This window comes from Nocardia sp. CNY236 (assembly GCF_000482385.1).
Lineage (GTDB): Bacteria > Actinomycetota > Actinomycetes > Mycobacteriales > Mycobacteriaceae > Nocardia.
The window spans coordinates 34,175-48,935 of record NZ_AXVD01000026.1 but is presented as its reverse complement, the minus strand read 5'-3'; the positions used below and the strand labels follow the sequence as shown (position 1 = coordinate 48,935).

Sequence of the window (14,761 nt, the reverse complement as noted above, 5' to 3'; positions counted from 1 at the left end):
TGCGATCCGTGGCCAGGAGGTCGGGAAGGTGCTTCCTACCTAGATCGACATCTGTGTCGAGTCCTGATCACGGTCGCTGGATGTGCAATGTGGCGGCGTGCTGCCCACGAATACGCAAGTGCGAGATCGATTTCATCTGCCGTGCGGTCTACAGGTTCCGCAAAGACACCCGGGCGCCAATCGATACGAGGCTTACCCTGAATCTCGGTGTGGGCGAATGCGAGCACGGCAACGCACATCGGCGGTGTGCCGATGACGCCGAAGCCACCGACCCTCGAGCACATTCCCCCAGCGGAGAAAGCTTCCCAGGAGACTGCGACCGGCGCGGTCGCGTCGACGCCATAGGCGTCTGCAGCTGCGATCATGTCCATCGCGGCATCTCCTTTCTGGGCTCGTTATGTCTAGGTTGTCGCGCGCGCCGAAATGCCCTCCCGGTGCGTGAAATCCACCATAGGCAAGTTCGCCGTCCCCCACAACCTATTTTTTACCTGCGGTTTTGTGCCGTGAATCGCTGAAGGAGATGACGATCGCGAGCATCTCGGCACCGAAGCGCCGCAACTTGTACTGCCCGATGCCGGGAATCGCGGCCAGCGCTCGTTCGTCCGTCGGCCACTGCTCCGCAATTGCGGTCAACGTTGTGATACTCGCCACTGCTCGGGCGTCGATGGACAGTTGAGCGGCCTTCTCCCTGCGCCAGTCCTGCAGCGCGGCAAGGAGTTCGGCATTCAATTCGGCCGGACAGCTCGAACAGCGCCCGAGCAGGGTATCGCCGGCATTCAGCAAGGACCGACCACATACCCGACAGGAAGGAAGCCGCGCCCCACCACGCTGGTCAGCGGCTGCCACCCGGGAAGCAGCAGAGGCCTCGGGAACGAGGCCATGAAGAAATCGGGAACGCCGACGGGTGGGCCGACCTGCGGTCCTGGCCAATGCCCAGGACAACCGCACTGTCTGCCGCGCTCTGGTGACCCCGACGTAGAGCAGCCGACGCTCTTCCTCCAACGCAGCCGCATCGGCCACCGATCCGTTGCTGTGCAGGACGTGCGCGATCGGCACGGCGCCATCGGACAAACCGACCAGAAACACCGCGTCCCACTCCAGGCCCTTGGCGGCATGCAGCGAAGCCAGTGTGACGCCCTGCACCGTGGGCGGATGTCCGGCGGCGGCGCGGACCTCCAGTTCGCGCAACAACCCGGTCAGGTCGAGGCGATCGTCGTCACCGACCATTTCCTCGGTCAAGCGAACCAAGGCCTGCAGAGCAGACCAGCGCTCACGCGCTCGCGTACCGGCGGGCTCGGTGGCTGTGAACCCGACCGATGCGAGCGTCGCGCGGACCAGTGAAACCATTGCCTCGCCCCGACGTGACCGGTCGGGAAGATCGTCGCGGGACGCGGTCGCACGGAGCGCATGCACGGCCTGCTGCACCTCGACACGGGCGAAGAAATTCTCGCCACCACGCACCTGGTAGGGGATGCCGCCCTCGGTGAGCGCCTGCTCGTAGCTTTCGGACTGAGCGTTGATCCGATAGAGCACGGCGATCTCGGCGGCCGGCGTTCCGGTCGCAATGAGCGTCGCGATCTCGGCGGCCACCGCGGTGGCCTCGGTGGGCACGTCGGCGTATTCGGCGAACGTCGGCTCGGGGCCTTCGGGGCGTTGACCGATCAATTGCAGTCGGGTGCCCGCGACGCGGCCGCGCGCCGCCCCGATCACCTGGTTTGCCAGCGATACCACCTGAGGTGTGGAGCGATAGTTGCGCTCGAGCCGGACCACGGTGGCATCCGGAAAACGACGGGAGAAATCGAGCAGGTAGCGAGGTGTCGCTCCGGTGAACGAATAGATCGTCTGGTTGGCGTCGCCGACCACTGTGAGATCGTCACGATCACCGAGCCAGGCATCCAGCAACCGCTGCTGCAACGGCGTCATGTCCTGGTATTCGTCGACGACGAAGCTGCGGTAGTGACCACGGAACTCGTCGGCCACCGCCGGGTGGTTCTCCAATGCGGCCGCGGTGTGCAGCAGCAGGTCGTCGAAATCCAGGAGCAGCCCGTCGGGGGTGGCTTTGAGCGTTTCGTAGCCGTCGTAGACCTCGGCGACCAAGGACGCATCGAGCGGCGGCTCGCGTCGATGCGCGGCGAGGGCCGCCACGTAGTCGTCCGGCGCAATGAGCGAGGCCTTCGCCCATTCGATCTCGCCGAGCAGGTCCCGCACACTGTCGGGGGCCGTGGAGGCCCGCACACGGTTCGCTGCCCGCACGACGAGCGGAAGCTTCGCATCGACCAGCCGCCAGGGCATGTCCGCGGCCACCTGCGGCCAGAAATAACGCAGTTGCCGTAACGCCGCGGCATGAAAGGTGCGTGCTTGCACCCGAGCCGCGGCGCCGCGCAGCCCCAGCGAGCGCAACCGGGTCCGCAACTCACCTGCGGATCGCGAAGTGAAGGTCACCGCGAGTACCTGATCGGGGCGGACGTGCCCGTGTGAGATCAGATGCGCGATGCGGTGGGTGATGGTCCTGGTCTTGCCGGTGCCCGCACCGGCCAGCACACACACGGGTCCGCGCGGTGCGCGCACCGCCGCAACCTGCTCCGGATCGAGGTCGGCGAGGTCGAGGGCGCACACGCCGCCATCATGACACCGACGACCGACACGGGCTCGGCCGCCTGTCGGCAGGCCAACGAGCCCAGCGAACCGACCCGCGGAACAGTCGGTGACCGTTCTGCGTTGCATCACCCGTGACTGGTGTGAATCCCGCGCTGACCATGTACTCGACGACGTGGTGTGGCTACTGCCGCAGGCTGAAGAAACAACTGGACGAAGCTGGAATCAGCTATTCCGAGGTCGACATCGAACGCGACGAAGCGTCGGCCGCATTCGTCGGCAGTGTGAACGGCGGCAACCATGTCGTACCGACCGTGAAGTTCGCCGACGGCTCGACCGCGACCAATCCCTCCTTGGCGACCATCAGGCAGACCCTGGCACGTATGTCCTGATCACCATTCGCACACCGACCGCAGGCTCAGCCGGCTACGGCCCAGGACTCGACGATGGTGCGCGCGATAGAGATGGAGCCGGGCAGCAACAGCCGTGCGCCCTTGTCCTGCATCGACCAATCTCCCGCCGCCAAGGCCGCGCGCACTTCGGCGCGGGTGAACCAGTCGGCTTCGGCGATTTCCCCGTCGGAAAACGACAATGGCTGCTCCGGATCCGCAATCGCGGCGAAACCGAGCATCAGTGAGCGCGGGAACGGCCATGGCTGGCTGCCCAAGTAGCTGATTTCGCGTACGTCGAGACCGACTTCCTCGCGCATCTCGCGTTCGACGCAGCGCTCGAGCGACTCTCCTGCCTCGACGAATCCGGCCAACAACGAGTACAACGACGACGGCCAACTGCTCTGCCGGGCCAACAATGCCCGCTCGCTACCGTCGTGGATCAAACAGATCACGGCGGGATCGATTCGAGGGAATTCCTCGTAGCCGCTCTCGGTCACCCGCGACCAGCCTGCCTTGGACGCGGTGGTCGCGGTTCCGTCCGCGCTGTGGAACACAGCCTTGTCGTGCCAGTTCAGCAGTGCGATCGCGGCCGAAAGCAGCCCGGCGGTGCGGTCGTCGATACTACTTCCGGCCAGCACTCGCAGATCGATCAACGAGCCGCTCAGTTCCGGATCGCGCACCGCCCACACGTGGACGCCGTCCTCGATCCCGAGGAACACCGCGGCCGGACTCGGCTCGGGGGACAGTTCGACAGCGGAGCCCAGCACCAGGCCGCTCTCGTTGAAACGCACCTGCCCACGGCGGCTGATCCGCAGCAGCTTCGCCGTACCCCACCCGGCACGCAAGACTCCCTCGTCGCCGCGGATCTGTTCGGCCCGATCGATGGCGGAGCGGGACAACAGAGGAACACCAGTGAGCTCGAATGCCGACATAGCCCGAGACTATCGCGGACAGGCTACCGTCGCGCTCACTTACCCGACCGGCGTATATACAACAGCTTGTCGCCCGCCTCGATCGCATCCACGGCGGGCTCGCCGATGCGAACCAGCACCCCGCCACGCACCACGCCGAGCACGATGTCGCTGAGATGCCGCGGCGAACCGCCGATTTCGGATGGCTCCACATCACGTTCGGCGACGGCGAAACCCTGCTCGGGCGTGAGCAGATCCTCCATCATTTCCACCACCGTCGGTGTGGTCGTCGCGATACCGAGTAGGCGACCGGCGGTTTCCGAGGACACCACCACCGAATCGGCGCCCGACTGCCGTACGAGGTGGGTATTCTCCGCCTCACGGATCGCGACCACGATCTTGGCGGACTTGTTCAGCTCTCGGGCGGTCAGGGTGACCAATACCGCGGTGTCGTCCCGGTTGGTGGCGACCACCACCCCGGCAGCGTTCTGCATACTGGCCAGCCGCAGCACATCGGACTGCGTGGCCGAGCCGTGCACGGTGACCAATCCGGCATTCGCGGCCCCCTCGAGCGCAATGGCATCGGTGTCGACCACCACGATGTTCCCGGGCTGGGCGCCGTCGCCGAGCATGGCGTCGATCGCGGTCTTGCCTTTCGTGCCGTATCCGACAACCACGGTGTGATTGCGCACGGTGTGCCTCCATCGCTGAATCTTGAAAGCCTGCCGAGAGCGTTCGGTCAACACGCTGAGCGTGGTTCCGACCAGAACGATGAGGAACAGGATGCGCAACGGTGTGATGACGAGGATGTTCGCCAGCCGCGCCTGCGGCGTCACCGGGTGGATATCACCGTACCCTGTCGTCGACAACGACACCGTCGCATAGTAGAGCGCATCGGCGAACGACAATTGGCCGCCGGCATTGTCGCGATAGCCAGCGCGACCGAGGTACACCACGATCGCGGCCACGAACAGTAGCGCGGTCGCGAACAGGACACGCCGGGCCAACGAAGTCCATGGGCTCGCCTGCGCTTCCGGGATTCGTAGTACACCGACCAAGGCGAAATGCGGACGGCTTACCAGCCCGAGGCCGCGGGCGCGGTCACCGAACACGGGCTTCCCCCGCCATATCGTTGCTCGTGTCGGTCATCTCCGGTTTCTCTCGTCCCTCCGGCACAGCACGGGAGCCTACCCGCTTCCCACGGGGTCCTCGCCCTCGACGCGAGCACCGAGACAGTGATATGGGTGCCTGATGACAGAAATCACCTCGGTCCCCGCCGACGATGCCGGCCGACGCCCGGCACTCGTTCTCGCCGCTCTGCTGATCGGTAGCGGAGTATTGCATTTCGCGCGGCCCAAGCCGTTCGACTCGATCGTGCCTCGGCTGTTGCCCGGTCGAGCCCGGGACTACACCTACGCCTCCGGTGTGGCCGAACTCGGCGTCGCTGCCACGCTGATGATCCCGCGGACCCGTGGCCTCGGCGGCCGTCTCGCCGCGGCGTTGTTCGTCGCAGTATTTCCGGCCAATGTCCAGTTCGCCACAGACACGATAGCGAACGAGAACGCTGCGCGCGTAGTCAAGATCGGTTCGGTACTGCGGCTTCCGCTGCAGATTCCGCTGATCACTCAGGCGCTGGCGGTGAGTCGACGGGCGCGGAGTTCCTGATCAACGCGGCCAGTTCCGCGGGACCGGCCAGCGTGGCCGGCGCGATTGTGCGGCCGGTTCGCACGTAGTGGAACGCTGCGCCCACGCGGCCGAGCATCTCCTGCTCGGAGCTGCCTGTGCGCGCCGCCATCAAACGAGCCCACGCCAGCCGATAGACCGCCAGCTGCATGGCGACCGCAGGCTGGTCGGCCGCGCTGGGTTCGGCGCCGGTCTTCCAGTCGACCACGACCCAGCCTCCGTCCGGTTCCACGAACACCGCATCCATCCGCCCGCGAACCACAATTCCCGCAATCGAGGTCTCGAAGGGAATCTCGACCTCCACCGGACTCCGACTCGCCCACGCAGACCGAGTGAAAGCCCGCTGCATCGCGGCGAACTCGGCATCCAGGCCCGCGTCGGCTGCGCTGGGGTCGGCACCGCCGGGCAGGTCGTCCACGCCGAGCAGTGCGGTAGAACCGAACCACCGCTGCACCCACGCGTGAAAGGCAGTGCCTCGGCGGGCCAGCGGATTCGGCGGATAGGGCAGCGGACGACGCAGGCGGGCAGCAAGTTTCGCCGGGTCTGCACGCAGTTCGACCAATGCGGTCGCCGCTATTCGACTGGGTAGTTCGACTACCTCGGCGGCCACAGCGGCGGCCGTGTGTTCGGCCAGCAGAGCATCGACATCGGCCGCCCACCCTTCCGGATCGTCCGAATCCGGAGCAGCGCGTAGGCGCTCGGGCGATGCCGAGTCCCCCACCGTGAACCCAGCGAAACCACTCCCGCTATCGAGCGACTCACCGTTGGACAGGTATTCCCCCACCGGGTCCGAGTCTGCACTGGCCCTCGACTCGACATCCAGGTACCGGTCGTCGTCGAGGGCACCGTGCGCGAACTCGGGAGCTCCTGCGTCGATGTCCACCGCTCCTGCGTCGATGCCCACCGCTCCTGCGTCGATGCCCACCGCTCCTCCGTCGATGCCCACCGCTCCTCCGTCGATGCCTACCGCTCCTCCGTCGATGCCTGCCGCGGTCTCGGCCGGCGCTCGGTCCCGATCACCGTCGGTTCCGTCGCGGTCCGCCGGGCCGGAGGAGGTCTGTGCCGCGAGCTCGGCGAAAGCGGTACGGACCAACGCGGCGCCGCGCTCGATGACATCACGGTGGGTGCCGAGCGGATCGCGCGGCCACCCCGCGGTGGCGCGGTTGACGGTGAACGGGTTCGTTTGCTCGGCTTCGGGCGGATCATCCCACCGCTGAACCGTCGCAACCCCGTGTGCCCGATCCGCACCGGCCTGTTTCAATTCCAGCAGAAAATCCGATGGCCCCTTCGGGGAAGCACCGGTCTCGGCCCAGTGGTGGGCCGAGACGAGCAATACGCGTTCGGTTCGGGTGAGCGCGACATAGAAAAGGCGGCGCTCCTCGTCGGTTCGTCGACGCTCGAGCGCCTGCTTGTGCCGCGCGATCGCGCGATCGAGATCGGTGCGATCGTTCAGTTCGGCGAGTTCGAGAACGGGAACGCCGTCGGCCGCGTCGCCTCGCGCGCGGTCCCCGCGCAGCGCCGTCGGCAGTTCGGTGAGCGCGCCCAGCCACGTAGCGGAACCGATCGTCGAGGGAAACACCCCGGTCACCACGTGCGGGACCGCGACGACCTCCCACTCCAGCCCCTTCGCCGCATGCACGGTCAACACTTGGACACGGTCCTTGGCAACCTCCACTTCACCCGGCTCGAGCCCATTTTCGACCTCTTCCGCCGCGGCGAGGAAGGCGAGCAGTCCGCCCAGTGAAGCGCCGGCATCGGCCGCATACCCGGCCACCACTTCGGCGAAGGCGTCCAAATGCTCGCGGCCGGCGCCCTTACCCGACACTGCGCGCCGGGTCTGAGCCTCCACGCCGACGCCGATGACCCGCTCGACGTCGGCCACGAACTCCACAAGCGGCTGTCCGCTGCGTTCACGCAGGGCCGTCAACTCCCGACCCAGCGCTTCGATGCGAGCGAAACCAGCAGTCGAATACTGCTGCGCCGAACCAGGATCCGCGATCGCATCGGCCAATCCCGCGTGTTCGGCGGGCTCGGGCGCAACGGCACGCAGCGCCTGGTCGAGCGCGACGTCGTCACCGATCTGCACCCGCCGCTCGGACGTCGGACGATGGATCGACAACTCTCCGGCCCGGCGCGCCAGCGCGGCGATGTCGGCCACTGCGATCCGCCAGCGTGCACCGGTCAGCACGCGCATGGCCGCGCTGCCGGCGCCCGGCTCGGCAACCAGTCGAAGCGTGGCAACGATATCGGCGACCTCCGGCGTGGCGAGCAATCCGCCGAGCCCGACGATTTCCACCGGAAGCCCCTGCGCGCGCAGTGCTTCCGCGAACGGCGCGGCGTCGGCATTGCGGCGCACCAGCACCGCGGAGGTAGGCGGTGGTCGCCGCGCCGACCGGCACGCCGCCCACTCCGCAGCGATGCGCTCACTCACCCACGTGCGTTCGGCGACCACGGTGTCGGTGAGCGCCAGCGCCACGACACCGCGCCCCGCGTCGGGTCGAGCGCGCAACGCGTCGACAGTGACGCCCCCGCCGTCGAGCGCCGCTCGACGCAATGGGTCCGCCACTACGTTCGCCAGCGCCAACGCCTCCGGCGGATTACGCCAGCTGGTCAACAATGCCAATGTCGGGGCCACAACGCCGGGCGCACTGGGAAAATCGGTGACGAACCGGGGAAGATTCGCCGCAGAGGCGCCGCGCCAACCATAGATCGACTGCATCGGGTCGCCGACCGCGGTAACTGCCGGACGACGCGGCGCGCGGGGATCGTCGGGTCCGGGTGCATCACCGAACAATGCGGTCAACAGCACCCGCTGAGCGTGACCGGTGTCCTGGTACTCGTCGAGCAGGACCACGCGAAAGCGCTCACGTTCGGCGACGCCGACCTCGGGATGTTCGGCAGCCAGCCGTGCGGCGAGCGACATCTGCGCGCCGAAATCGAGCGCGCCGCGCCGACGCAGTTCATCGCTGAGCTGGCGCACCAGCGGCAGCAAAGCCACCCGTTCGTGCTGCACCCGCACGATATCCTGCAGAGCTCGGCTCGGCTCCCGACGCTGGCGGGGTCCAGGGGGCAACGTGCTCACCAACTTCGACAGCTCCGAGTGTGCCTCGGTCAGATCGTCGGGCTCCACCAGGTGTTCGGCCAGCTGGGCGGACAACGCGAGTATCGCCTCCGTGACCGCTACCGGGGAACGTTCGGTCTCCAAGTCGCCGTCCCAGGTACGCACCACCCGGTGAGCCAGCTGCCAGAGTTGGGTCTCGGTGAGCAGGCGAGCCGAAGATTCGACCGGGAGCAGCAGACCGTATTCGGTCAGCAGCCGCCCTGCATAGGAGTGATAGGTGCTGATCTCCGGTTCCGCCCCGGCCAACTGGGTGCGCAGCAGACCGGTCGGGTCGAGATCGCGCAGCATCGGTGCGCCGGCGAGCCGGGCGAGCCGACTGCGAATACGTGCGGTCAACTGCTGGGCTGCCTTGCGCGTGAAGGTCAGCCCCAACACGTCCTCTGGCCTGGCGAGCCGGTTGGCCACCATCCACACCACCCGCGCGGCCATGGTCTCGGTCTTGCCCGCCCCCGCGCCCGCCACCACCAGCGTCGGACCCAGGGGCGCTGCAATGACTGCGGCCTGTTCGTCGGTAGGCGGCGGTAGGCCCAATGCCTGTGCCAGCGCGTGAGGCGTAACCCGGCCGTCGGTCACGGCGTCGTCTCGGCTGTCGCAGGCGACGGCCCTGTCTTCGCGGGCGTCGACCGCAGCAGGTTCACTCGTCGGTCACCTGCCTCCCGGCGGTCTGGACGGGGCAACTGCCGGCGACCGGACAGTGGCGGCAACCGTCGTTGCGCATGGCTAGATAGCTGGGTCCGCGGGTGGCCCCCGCGGCCTGGTGAATCGTATCGCGCCACCGGGCGAGCGCCTCGACGTCCAGTGGGGGCTGAGCGCGCTGGGTCGCTCCGTCGCTTCTGCTCGGCTTGGCAACGTACACCAACCGAGCACCTCCGGGTTCGTCTGTCGGCACAGTGTCGGGGTCCGCGGCCGGGTCACCGGCGGCCGTGGGGTCGAGCGCGCCCACCGCGGCTGCCACCTGGTAGGTCGCCAACTGGGCGTGATCGACCGCGGCCTGCTTGGTGATCGGTGTCTTCCCGGTCTTCACATCGATGATCACGAAGCGCCCATGCAGGTCGCGCTCCAGCCGGTCGATGCGGCCCCGAATCCGCACGGCCGGCTCGGTGTCGACCCGGGCGGGCAGCACACGGTCGAACGGTACCTCGACGCCAGCGCGGGTGAGTTCGTCACGAGTGTTACGCACCCAGGTCGAGAAGGTCTCCAGCATTGCCTCGGTACGGCGCAGCTCTTGTCGGGAATGCCAGCCGGTACCGGGTTCCACTGCCCGCCATGCGCGGTGCAGCGCGGCGCGGACCCGTGCCTCGGGCACGTTGCCTGCCAGTGCCTGCACCAAGGTATGCACCAGATTGCCCTTGATGGCGTGCGGGTTGTCCCCGTCTGCGCCGCCGTGACGTTCCAACGCCCACCGCAGCGGACACGTCCGTAGTTGATCGATGGTGGAGGGCGATACGGTCACCGCGCTGTCGTCACCAGCCCACAACGGTTGGTCCGAGCTCGTTTCGGCGGCGCCGTACCACTCGTCGGGATGTGTACCGCCCACCCCCGCGTGTGCCAGACGTGCCAGTTGATGGGCGGCCCGCCGCTGGCGCTGTGGGTCGGCCGCGGGATCGCATACGACGCCGCGTAATTCGGCCACCAGCGAGTGCATCACCAAGGCGCGGCCGGGATCGACCACCGGCAACGCATCGCCTTCGCTGGCGGCCTCGTGCCCGAGCAATTCGGTGAGAAAGCGAGACGGCACCAGGTCACGTTCGCCGGCGGCGGACTCCACCGCGGTGACCAGCAGCGAGCGCCGAGCCCGACTGCAGGCCACGAACAGCAGCCTGCGTTCCTCGGCAAGAATCGGTGCGACGCGACTCACCTCTTCCCCGGCTCCGGAGACACCGGAGGCCAGGTCGACCAGATCCTCGGTGTGCAACAGTGTGCCCCGCGGCCGCGGGTTGGGCCAGATCCCTTCCTGAACAGCGGCAACCGCGACCACATCCCACTCCCGCCCGGCGGCGGAGTGCGCGCTGAGCAACGCGACGGCTTCGGTCGGCGCGGCGGGCGGCACGGCGTCGTGCGGAATCTCCTGCTGCACGAGGTAGTCGACGAAACCTTCGATACTGGCGCGCGGCAGTCGATCGACATAGGCGGCCGCGGCGTCGAACAGTCCGACGACAGCATTCAGATCACGATCGGCTTGCACACCGACCGGACCACCACGCTCGGAGTGCGCGACCCAGCGGCGCTCCAAGCGGGAGGTGGTCCACAACACCCACAGCACATCTTCCAGACCGGCATTGTGTTCGTGCGCCGCTCGTGCCCGCTCCACCGTGTCGAGTACTCGACGCAAGGGTGCCGCCTCGACCTCGGTGAGGCGGTCCAAGATCGCGGGATTACCGGATCCGATCACCAGGTCGCTCAGCACGCGCGCGGACGACCGGTCGTCGATCGTCGAGCCCCGCTGCGATGGATCGTCCGATCCCGCTTCCGAGCGCGCCGATTCCAGTACAGCTCGCTTCAGGCCACGGCGCAGCCGGCGCACCGCGATCTGGTCCGCGCCGCCGAGCGGACCGGCGAGCAGGTCGAGCGCGTGCTGCGGCTCGAACTCCGGTTGGCCGCCGCGACGCGTCGCGGCGCGCGCCAACACCGCGCGCAGCGATAGCAGCAACCAGCTCGCGCCGCGTCGCCGCGCCAGCGGGATATCGGCAACGGGCTGGTGCACCGGCACGCCCGCGGCGTGTAGCGCCCGGCGCAACGTCGGTGACGTCAGTGGCACCGAACGCACGATCACGGCCATGTGCGACCATGGCACGCCCGCACTGAAATGCGCACGTCGCAAGTGATCGGCAATGAGCGCGGCTTCCTTCGCCGGGGTGGCGAGCACGCGCACGCGCATCTCGGCGCCCGCTGCGGAATCCGGGTGATCGGGTATCGACAGACGCTGTGGCGCACGGCCGGGCAATCGCGCGGCGACCCGTGCGGCCGCGGCGTGCACCTGCCCGCTGATCCGATGGTTGTCGCGCAGAACGATCCGCTGTTCGGCCCGCACGTCGAGGTCGGCGACGAACCGCGCGTCCGCGCCGCGGAACGCGAACACGGCTTGGTCGGGATCGCCCGCGATCACGGTGCTCCCCGCGCCTCGTCCGATCACCTCGACCAGTGTCGCCGCCTGCGGATCGAGGTGCTGAGCGTCATCGACCAACAGGTAGCCGATCCTGCTGCGTTCGGCGGCCAAGAGGTTCGGATCGGCAGCCAGTGCATCCAACGATGCACCGATCAACTCGGCAGCGCCGAGTGCGGGCGCCGTCGCCTCCGGCGTCTCGACTCCAACCGACCAGCGCAGCACCATCGTCTGTTCGTAGCGAATGGCGAACCGGCCGACAGCCACCCACTCCGGCTTGTCGTGCTCGTGGCCGAGCCGGACCAGATCCTCCGGCCCGATGCCCCGCTCGGTGGCCCGCGACATGAGGTCACGCAACTGCTGTGCGAACCCGCCGAGCGCGAGTGCGGGCCGTAAGCGCTCGGGCCACAATCCATATGCCCCCGCAGCCATGTCCACCAGGTCGCCACGCAGCATCTCGCGCACCGCCGCATCCTGCTCGGCGCCGGTCAGCAAACGTGGCGGCGGGTTGCCGTGCGCCAGCGCATGACGTCGCAGGATGGCAAACGCATAGGAGTGCACCGTCCGCACCATCGGCTCCCGGATGGCGCCGGGTACGCCGCCCTCGGCGTCGGCGTCCGGTCCCGCCAGCCGAGCGCCGATGGCGTCGCGCAGCGCGCCGGCCGCCTGTTTCGAATGCGCCAGCACCAGCACCGACGCCGGATCGGCACCGGCCGCGATTCGTGCGGCGGCGACATCCACCAGGAGCGCTGTCTTACCGGTACCCGGTCCGCCGAGCACCTGCCATGGGCGCCACCCCGGCTGCATCCTCGGCGCGTGCGCATCATCGTCCAGCAGTGCGCGCACCTCGTCGCCCCAGGCGCGCGGCCGCGACGCTGCCGTGTTCCGGCGAACAAGTCGCACCGCGCCATCCGATCGCACCACGCGGGCTATTGCAACAGACGCGACCGACACGCCTGTAACCCCCTCCACGCGACCGGCGTGTGCGATTACGAACAGAATGGACGAATGTCCGACCTATACGTCCATCGGTTCGGGCCGGCAACCGGACCGATGGTGCTCGCTCTACACGGTTTGACCGGCCACGGAAAACGCTGGGAAGACCTGGCCACCGGTCATCTACCCCAGTTCCGAGTACTCGCACCCGATCTACGCGGACACGGTCGTTCGACCTCGCTGCCACCGTGGAACTTCGAGACCGTCGTCGCCGATCTGGTCGAGGTGCTGCGTGCGGAAGCCGACGGTCCGGTCGTCGTGGTCGGACACTCGTTCGGCGGCGCCTGCGCGGTGCACCTGGCCTGCCTTCATCCCGAACTGGTGCGCCGGCTCGTCCTGCTCGACCCGGCCATCGAACTGGAACCCGAGCGGCTCAACGAGATCGCATTGTCGACGCTGGCCTCCGCCGACTACGACGACGTGGCCTCCGCCCGCCAGGAAATGCTGGAAACCGGCTGGTGCAATGTGGAACCGCGCCTGCTCGACGCCGACATCGCCGAACATTTGATACACACCGCGGACGGACGACTCGGCTGGCGGATGAGCCTGCCCGCGGTCAACTCGTACTGGGGCCAGCTGGCGCGCCAGGCGGTGCTTCCTCCTCCTGAATTGCCCACTGTGGTGGTCCAGGCGATGAAAGTCGATCCGCCATTCGTGTCGTCGGAGTTCCGCGCAGCGCTCACCGAACGCCTCGGCTCCGGCTTGACCGTGCTCGAATGGGACTGCCACCACATGGTCGCCCAAGAATGCCCGGCGCAGACCGCCGCCTTGGTGAGCTCGGTATTCTGATCGGGTGCCGACCACCGACGCCCAGATCGAACAGGTGCGGGCGATGGTCGCTGCCATACCGTGTGGGCGTGTCGCCACCTATGGCGACATTGCCACCGCAGTGGGATTGTCCACACCACGCACCGTGGGGTGGATCATGCGCACCGATACCGCGGATCTGCCGTGGCATCGTGTGCTGAGCGCCAGCGGCAAGCCTGCCGCCCATCTGGCGCAGCGCCAACTGCGCCTGCTCGCCGACGAGGGCGTGTCGATCCGCGACGGACGCGTCGACCTCCGTGTCGCCCGGTTCCCGTTGCCCGATCCAGATATGGCACTCGCCGAAAAACCACCGTCGAGTCCGGTCGAACAGTACCGTTGAGTCCATGCCCACCTGCCTGGCGTGCGTTGCGTTCGATGCCGACCAGCCGCAGTCGATCGCACGCTTCTGGGCCGAGTTGCTCGGCTGGAGCGTCACGGTCGACCGTTCCGAGCACGTGGATGTCGCGGCCCCCGATGCCGACGGTCCCGAGCTCGCCCTCGCCTTTCTCCCCGCCAGGCGGGCCAAGAGCGGCAAGAATCGGGTGCACCTCGATCTGGCCACCCGCTCGCTCGACCATCAGCGCACCCAGGTCGACCGGGCACTGTCCCTGGGCGCGCGACGAGTGAACATCGGGCAAGGCTGCGTGCCCTGGACGGTACTGGCAGATCCGGAAGGCAACGAGTTCTGCGTGATCGAGCCCCGGGAGGAATACGTGGACACCGGAGCCCTCGCCGCCGTGGTGATCGACACCTCCGATCCAGTACGCCTTGCGGAGTTCTGGTCGACCGCAACCGGCTGGCCGGTGGTACATCACAGCGCCGGATCGGCAGGACTACGCTCACCGACCGGGCTGGGCTCGTGGCTGGAATTGGTCGCCACCGCGGATTCCGGGTTCGGCCACACCAGGCTCCGCTTGGACCTGACCTCGTTTCCGACCGAAGACCGCGCCATCGAGGTGGCCCGACTGCACGCCGCCGGCGCCACGACGCTCGGCCCCGACCCCGCGGCCGAGCCCGACAGCGACCTCGTACTGGCCGACCCGGACAGCAATGAATTCCGATTGTTGGCGCCGGCCCGGTTCTGGTCGAACGCGTGAGTGGCGCCCGGTGTCGTCGGTGGCGACGAATTAGCATGTCCGCCATGGTGTACTCA

At 67.8% G+C, this 14,761-nt stretch carries 10 protein-coding genes; 5 read left to right on the top strand and 5 right to left on the bottom strand.

The features are described from left to right. Positions 1 to 477: 477 nt before the first annotated feature. Entirely contained in the window at positions 478 to 2,724 is a 2,247-nt protein-coding gene (locus tag K940_RS0114775; protein ID WP_081706376.1) for an ATP-dependent DNA helicase UvrD2, read from the bottom strand. Between the two features lie 32 nt (positions 2,725 to 2,756). Between K940_RS0114775 and K940_RS0114765 the strand changes: the two genes are divergently transcribed. After that, the gene (locus K940_RS0114765; protein WP_155980881.1) at positions 2,757 to 2,987 is read left to right on the top strand and encodes a mycoredoxin; all 231 of its coding nucleotides are present in this window, start codon (positions 2,757 to 2,759) and stop codon (positions 2,985 to 2,987) included. A gap of 26 nt (positions 2,988 to 3,013) precedes the next feature. Here K940_RS0114765 and nudC read toward each other — a convergent pair whose 3' ends face one another. Further along, positions 3,014 to 3,919 (bottom strand): NAD(+) diphosphatase, encoded by a 906-nt coding sequence (gene nudC, locus K940_RS0114760; RefSeq protein WP_028478182.1) that lies wholly within the window; start codon positions 3,917 to 3,919, stop codon positions 3,014 to 3,016. A gap of 35 nt (positions 3,920 to 3,954) precedes the next feature. Beyond that, positions 3,955 to 5,010, bottom strand: a complete 1,056-nt coding sequence (locus tag K940_RS0114755) for a TrkA family potassium uptake protein (protein ID WP_028478181.1) — start codon at positions 5,008 to 5,010, stop codon at positions 3,955 to 3,957. Positions 5,011 to 5,149: 139 nt separating this feature from the next. Here K940_RS0114755 and K940_RS0114750 point away from each other — a divergent pair, with 139 nt between their 5' ends. Beyond that, complete coding sequence (locus K940_RS0114750) at positions 5,150 to 5,563, top strand: hypothetical protein (RefSeq protein WP_051407207.1); 414 nt, start codon at positions 5,150 to 5,152, stop codon at positions 5,561 to 5,563. On the opposite strand, the gene K940_RS28395 is transcribed toward K940_RS0114750, so the two are convergent. Further along, on the bottom strand, positions 5,520 to 9,275 hold the full coding sequence (locus K940_RS28395; protein WP_036528683.1) for an ATP-dependent DNA helicase: 3,756 nt from the start codon (positions 9,273 to 9,275) through the stop codon (positions 5,520 to 5,522). The two genes, K940_RS0114750 and K940_RS28395, sit on opposite strands and share 44 nt — an antisense overlap. Before the next feature lie 61 nt (positions 9,276 to 9,336). Further along, a complete protein-coding gene (locus tag K940_RS0114740; protein ID WP_231390380.1) occupies positions 9,337 to 12,729 on the bottom strand; it encodes an ATP-dependent DNA helicase in 3,393 nt (1,130 codons plus the stop codon). An 84-nt stretch (positions 12,730 to 12,813) separates the two neighbouring features. Between K940_RS0114740 and K940_RS0114735 the strand changes: the two genes are divergently transcribed. Genes K940_RS0114735 through K940_RS0114725 form a run of 3 tightly spaced genes read left to right on the top strand, consistent with a single transcriptional unit; the run spans position 12,814 to position 14,705 of the window. Next, positions 12,814 to 13,590: an alpha/beta fold hydrolase gene (locus K940_RS0114735; protein WP_028478178.1), complete on the top strand. Its 777-nt coding sequence runs from the start codon at positions 12,814 to 12,816 to the stop codon at positions 13,588 to 13,590. 4 nt (positions 13,591 to 13,594) lie between these two features. After that, positions 13,595 to 13,948 carry an MGMT family protein gene (locus K940_RS28390; RefSeq protein WP_255342598.1) on the top strand — a complete coding sequence of 118 codons (354 nt, stop codon included), beginning with the start codon at positions 13,595 to 13,597 and terminating at the stop codon, positions 13,946 to 13,948. A 4-nt stretch (positions 13,949 to 13,952) separates the two neighbouring features. After that, positions 13,953 to 14,705, top strand: coding sequence for a VOC family protein (locus K940_RS0114725; RefSeq protein ID WP_028478177.1), 753 nt, complete (start codon positions 13,953 to 13,955; stop codon positions 14,703 to 14,705). Positions 14,706 to 14,761: the final 56 nt, after the last annotated feature.

What these genes read in the sequence shown, in the direction of transcription:
- K940_RS0114775 (WP_081706376.1), bottom strand. Translation starts at nt 2,724, where the DNA reads ATGCAACGCAGAACGGTCACCGACTGTTCCGCGGGTCGGTTCGCTGGG.
- K940_RS0114765 (WP_155980881.1), top strand. Translation starts at nt 2,757, where the DNA reads ATGTACTCGACGACGTGGTGTGGCTACTGCCGCAGGCTGAAGAAACAA.
- nudC (WP_028478182.1), bottom strand. Translation starts at nt 3,919, where the DNA reads ATGTCGGCATTCGAGCTCACTGGTGTTCCTCTGTTGTCCCGCTCCGCC.
- K940_RS0114750 (WP_051407207.1), top strand. Translation starts at nt 5,150, where the DNA reads ATGACAGAAATCACCTCGGTCCCCGCCGACGATGCCGGCCGACGCCCG.
- K940_RS0114735 (WP_028478178.1), top strand. Translation starts at nt 12,814, where the DNA reads ATGTCCGACCTATACGTCCATCGGTTCGGGCCGGCAACCGGACCGATG.
- K940_RS0114725 (WP_028478177.1), top strand. Translation starts at nt 13,953, where the DNA reads ATGCCCACCTGCCTGGCGTGCGTTGCGTTCGATGCCGACCAGCCGCAG.